A 5538-nucleotide genomic window follows, 5' to 3' on the forward strand; every position below is an offset into this window, starting at 1 on the left:
GAAGGCCGCACGGCACACACGCCGTGCGGCCTTCGTGCGTAGTGAAGCCAATCGTGAACATCTGAACGACCGGCCGCGTGCGAGGGGGAGCGCGTGCCGGCCCAGCGGCCAACCCCCAGAAACCAAAACGAAAGAAAGCCACGGAAATGGCAAAGACCGAGAAGACGTTCGCGGGACGCCCGCTCGTCATCGAGACGGGCAAGATGGCCCGTCAGGCAGACGGCTCGTGCACGGTGCAGTTCGGGGAGACGGTGGTGCTTTGCACCGCGGTGGCTCAGGACAACCCGACCCACCTCCCCTTCTTCCCCCTGACCGTCGAGTACCGCGAGCGCACGTACGCCGCGGGCAAGTTCCCCGGCGGCTTCATCAAGCGCGAGGGGCGCCCCTCCGACAAGGAGATCCTGTCGGCGCGCCTCATCGACCGTCCGCTGCGCCCGCTCTTCCCCGACGGCTTCGCGAACGAGACGCAGATCTTCGTCTACGTCATCTCGGCCGACCAGGAGAACGACGCCGACGTGATCGCGCTCACCGGCGCCTCGCTGGCGCTGAACATGAGCCGCATCCCCTTCGCCGAGCCGGTCGCCGCCGTGCGCATCGGCCGCATCCAGGGGCAGTGGGTGCTCAACCCCACCTTCGAGCAGCTCGCGTTCAGCGACCTCGACATCATCGTGGCCGGCTCGGCCGGCGCGATCATGATGGTGGAGGGCGGCGCGCTCGAGGTGCCCGAGGAGGAGATCGCCGAGGGCCTGCAGGTGGCCCACGCGGGCATCAAGGAGCTGGTCGCGATCCAGAACGAGATCCTCGCCGGCATCGACGTGCCGGAGACGATGAAGTGGACGCCCAAGGACATCGACGCGGCGTTCCGCGAGAAGGCGACCGCCGCGGCGGTGGAGCCCATGCGCAAGGCGCTGCAGGTGGCAGGCAAGGCCGAGCGCGCCGCCGCCATCTCCACGGTGAAGAGCGAGCTCTCGGCGCAGCTCATCGCGGAGTTCGAGAACACCGACAAGGAGCTGGGCACCGTCCTCAAGGACGTCGAGAAGCGCGAGATGCGCGAGATGATCCTGAGCACCGGCAAGCGCTCGGACGGGCGCGGGCTGGACGAGGTCCGCCCCATCAGCATCGAGGTGGGCCTGCTTCCGCGCACGCACGGCTCGGCGCTGTTCACGCGCGGGCAGACGCAGGCGCTGGGCGTGGCCACGCTGGGCACGCAGGGCGACGAGCAGAGCTTCGACACGGTGGACTTCGCCACGCAGCAGAGCAAGTCGTTCATGCTGCACTACAACTTCCCGCCGTTCTCCACCGGCGAGGTCAAGCCCATGCGCGGCACCTCGCGCCGCGAGATCGGCCACGGTGCGCTGGCCGAGCGCGCGCTCGAGGCGCTGCTGCCGCCGTACGAGGAGTTCCCGTACACCATCCGTGTTGTGAGCGACGTGCTGGAGTCGAACGGCTCGTCGTCCATGGCCTCCGTCTGCGCCGGCTCGCTGTCGCTCATGGACGCCGGCGTGCCCATGCGGGCGAGCTGCGCGGGCGTGGCGATGGGGCTCATCAAGGAGGGTGACCGCGTCGCCGTGCTCACCGACATCCTGGGCAGCGAGGACGCGCTGGGCGACATGGACTTCAAGGTCGCCGGCACCCGCGACGGCGTGACGTCGATCCAGATGGACATCAAGATCGACGGCCTGTCGCTGGAGCTGATGGGCGAGGCGCTGCAGAAGGCCAACCGCGCCCGCATGCACATCCTCGACAAGATGGAGGCGGTGCTTCCCGCCCCGCGCGCCGAGATGTCGAAGTACGCGCCGGTCATCATCACCATCAAGGTCAACCCGTCCAAGATCGGCGAGATCATCGGGCCCAAGGGCAAGACGATCCGCGGCATCCAGGAGGCGACGGGCGCCACCATCAACATCGACGACGACGGCACGATCACCATCGCCTCGGTCAGTGGCGAGGGCGGCGAGCGGGCGCGCCGGATGATCGCGGGGATGACCGAGGAGGCCGAGGTGGGCCGCATCTACGAGGGCGTGGTGAAGAGCACCACCACCTTCGGCGCCTTCGTGGAGATCATTCCCGGCACCGAGGGCCTGGTCCACATCTCCGAGCTGCAGGACGGGCGCGTGGACAAGACCGAGGACGTGGTGAAGAAGGGCGACACCGTGCAGGTGAAGCTCCTCTCCATCGACGAGAAGGGCCGCCTGCGCCTGTCCCGTAAGGCCGCCACGGCCGAGCTGGCGCAGAAGGCGAGCGCCCCGGCGGCGGAGTAATCTCCGCGGCAGGCGTTCGACGGTAGGTGGACGGAAGCCGGCCTGCTCCCTCACGGGGGCAGGCCGGCTTTTTCGCGTGACGGGGATGGCCCCCTCCCCCTGCCCCCTCCCCCAAAACTGCCTGGGGGAGGGGAGAGGTCTGGTGCGGGAGGGAGCGTTTTCGCGAGCGAGATAGGGCTCGGGTTCGTTCGCGCGAGATGGCGCTGGGGGAGTTCCGCGCGTTGCGGGACGAGATCGAGCGGCGGTGGTGGAGCTGCCTGGACGGATGGCGCCGGAGCGGGCGGAGGCGGGAGATGGGGGCGCGGCGGATGAGCCCGGCTCAACGCGGTAGCCGACGAGTCTCGCCAAATCTGCACGCAGGTGCCATATTGAGCGCCGCTCGCCCACAGACGGGCGCCGCCACGTCAAACTTCAGCCCGCTTCTCGATATGCGCATCGGAGTCCCGAAGGAGATCAAGACCAACGAGAACCGCATCGCCCTGGTGCCGGCCGGCGCCGAGGCCCTCGTGCAGGCCGGCCACACCGTGATGGTGGAGCGCGGCGGCGGCCTGGGCAGCGGCTTCACCGACGACCAGTACGAGGCCGTGGGCGCCACCATGCACGACGTGGAAGACGTCTGGGCGAACGCCGAGATGATCATGAAGGTCAAGGAGCCCATCGCGGTCGAGTACCCCCGCATCCGCGCCGGCCAGCTCCTCTTCACGTACTTCCACTTCGCCGCCGACGAGACGCTGACGCAGGCGCTGATCAAGTCCGGCGCGGTGGCGGTGGCGTACGAGACGGTGCAGCTGCCCAGCGGCGAGCTGCCCCTGCTCACGCCCATGAGCGAGGTCGCGGGCCGCATGGCGATCCAGGCCGGCGCCAAGTACCTGGAGAAGTACCACGGCGGCCGCGGCATGCTGCTGGGCGGCGTGCCGGGCGTTCCGCCGGCGGACGTGGTGATCATCGGCGGCGGCGTGGTGGGCACCAACGCGGCGAAGATGGCGGCCGGGCTCGGCGCCCACGTGCGCATCCTCGACCTGTCGCTGGAGCGCCTGCGCTACCTGTCCGACGTGATGCCGGCCAACGTGGACCTCATCTACAGCAACCGGCACAACCTGCTGGAGCAGCTGGAGATGGCGGACCTGGTGGTGGGCGCCGTGCTCGTTCCCGGCGCCAAGGCGCCCAAGCTGGTGAAGCGCGACGACCTGAAGCTGATGAAGAAGGGCAGCGTGATCGTGGACGTGGCGGTCGACCAGGGCGGCTGCGTGGAGACGATCCGCCCCACCACGCACGAGAACCCCATCTACGAGATCGACGGCGTGATCCACTACGGCGTGGCGAACATGCCGGGCGGCGTGCCGCGCACCAGCACGCTGGCCCTGACCAACGCCACGTTCCCGTACGCTGCGCGCCTGGCCAAGTTCGGCTGGCAGGACGCCTGCCGCCGCGACCCGGCGCTGGCCCTGGGCCTGAACGTGGTGAACGGCAAGGTGGTGTACGAGGGCGTGGCCGAGGCGTTCGGCATGGAGCTGACGCCCGTGCAGCAGATGCTGGCGTAGCGCACCGGCCGGCGGGGGCGCAAGCCCCTGTCGGCGCGGCCGGATGCGAGGTAGAGTGGGGGCGTGCCGCAGGTCGCGGCGCGCCCCCGCGCGCGTTCGGCCCGGCTCGTGCGGGCTCGCGGGCACGCGCCGCCCGCGCTCGAGGAACCATCCAGAGAACGACGAGGCTCGCCATGATCGTGCGCTTCCGCAGGCTACCGGGCAACGACGACCTTCCGCTGCCCACGCGCCAGACCAGCGGCTCGGCCGGCTTCGACATCGCCAGCGCCGAGGACGACTTCGTGCTCCAGCCGGGCGAGCGCCGCGTGTGCTCCACCGGCCTGGAGATGGAGCTGCCGTACGACGTGGAGGCGCAGATCCGGCCGCGCTCGGGCCTGGCGCTGCGCCACGGCGTGACGCTGCCCAACGCGCCCGCCACCATCGACCCGGACTACCGCGGCGAGCTGAAGGTCATCCTGTGGAACGCGGGGCCGGACCCGGTGCCCATCGCCCGCGGCAGCCGCATCGCGCAGATGGTCTTCTCGCGCTTCCTCGTCCCCGACATCACCGAGTCCGCCGAGCTGAACGTCACCGCCCGCGGCCGCGCCGGCTTCGGCTCCACTGGCCGGTAGACGCGGATCGGCGATTCGTCCCGCATCCACCGACGCAACGACCATCGGCGGGCGTCGGGCCGACGAGGTCAGACACGGGCCGATCGAGGAATCGTGATTCGACTGATCGGTCCCGGGGGCGCTGGGAAGAGCAGCACGGGGCCGCTGGTCGCCGAACGGCTCGGGGCACGGTTCGTCGATCTGGACGAGCGGTTCCGTTCGACCGCTGGAGACATCTCCGAGTACATCGAGTCCCCAGGCTACGACGCCTATGCTGCCAGGAACGTGCAGGTCTATGCGGACGTGATACGCGACGCGGCGAGTCAAGACTGCGTCCTGGCGCTCTCGTCCGGCTTCATGACCTATCGCGAAGACATTCATCCCGCCTACGCGCAGATCCGCAGCGACATCGCAACGAGCCCCACGACGTTCGTGCTGCTCCCGTCCTTGGATCTCGAGACCTGTGTGGCGGAAACCGTGCAGCGTCAGCTCGGCCGCCCATTCCGTCGGTCCGCCGAACGCGAGGAGCAGGTCATCCGTGCTCGCTTCGTGGTGCATCGCGATCTCCCCGTCACCAAGGTCGAGACGATGCGGCCGGTCGCGGAAGTCGCCGAAGCCATCGTCGCGAACGTCGCTGCCCAACGAGGCGCCGCACTCACGGCCAGCCGGCAGTAACTCGCGGGCCGCCTGCCAAGCCGCTGCGTGCGACCTGGGAGGCGGAAACGCGTTCGCTGATCGACCGGCTTCGGCGCGCTGGCGCGAGGAGCATTACCCAATCGGCCGGAGCATCGTCCCGCCACCGCTCCGGAGATGACAGGAGGCGGACGCCGTTTCGCACGTCCGTCTCGTCGCATTCTCAGGCGCTGCGCCGGCTGTCGAGTGAACACGACCTGCGACCATTCTGTCCATAGCGCTCTTCGGGCCGCGGTCCGTCCTGTATGGCGATTTGCCACACGACGGAGCGCGCACTAATATCCCCGCTCTCTGAAACCGACCCGACCCGGCGCGCCCACCTGCGCGCCCGCTCGTTTTCTGCGTCTCCCGAAAAAGCTCCCTGGCGATGGCCGACACCGAACTGATGGACAAGCTGGTATCCCTGTGCAAGCGCCGGGGCTACGTCTTCCAATCCTCCGAGATCTACGGCGG

At 69.2% G+C, this 5538-nt stretch carries 4 protein-coding genes; all 4 read left to right on the forward strand.

Translation table 11 applies throughout. The features are described 5' to 3' along the window. Positions 1-146: 146 nt before the first annotated feature. Entirely contained in the window at positions 147-2261 is a 2115-nt protein-coding gene (locus VFE05_22765) for a polyribonucleotide nucleotidyltransferase (GenBank protein ID HET6232917.1), read from the forward strand. 428 nt (positions 2262-2689) lie between these two features. Then, positions 2690-3802, forward strand: a complete 1113-nt coding sequence (ald, locus tag VFE05_22770; protein ID HET6232918.1) for an alanine dehydrogenase — start codon at positions 2690-2692, stop codon at positions 3800-3802. A 173-nt stretch (positions 3803-3975) separates the two neighbouring features. Continuing rightward, positions 3976-4413, forward strand: a complete 438-nt coding sequence (gene dut / locus VFE05_22775; protein ID HET6232919.1) for a dUTP diphosphatase — start codon at positions 3976-3978, stop codon at positions 4411-4413. A 93-nt stretch (positions 4414-4506) separates the two neighbouring features. After that, positions 4507-5067: a shikimate kinase gene (locus VFE05_22780; protein HET6232920.1), complete on the forward strand. Its 561-nt coding sequence runs from the start codon at positions 4507-4509 to the stop codon at positions 5065-5067. Positions 5068-5538 lie beyond the last annotated feature (471 nt).

It is taken from the genome of Longimicrobiaceae bacterium (assembly GCA_035696245.1).
GTDB lineage: Bacteria > Gemmatimonadota > Gemmatimonadetes > Longimicrobiales > Longimicrobiaceae > DASRQW01.

What these genes read in the sequence shown, in the direction of transcription:
- VFE05_22765 (HET6232917.1), top strand. Translation starts at nt 147, where the DNA reads ATGGCAAAGACCGAGAAGACGTTCGCGGGACGCCCGCTCGTCATCGAG.
- ald (HET6232918.1), top strand. Translation starts at nt 2,690, where the DNA reads ATGCGCATCGGAGTCCCGAAGGAGATCAAGACCAACGAGAACCGCATC.
- dut (HET6232919.1), top strand. Translation starts at nt 3,976, where the DNA reads ATGATCGTGCGCTTCCGCAGGCTACCGGGCAACGACGACCTTCCGCTG.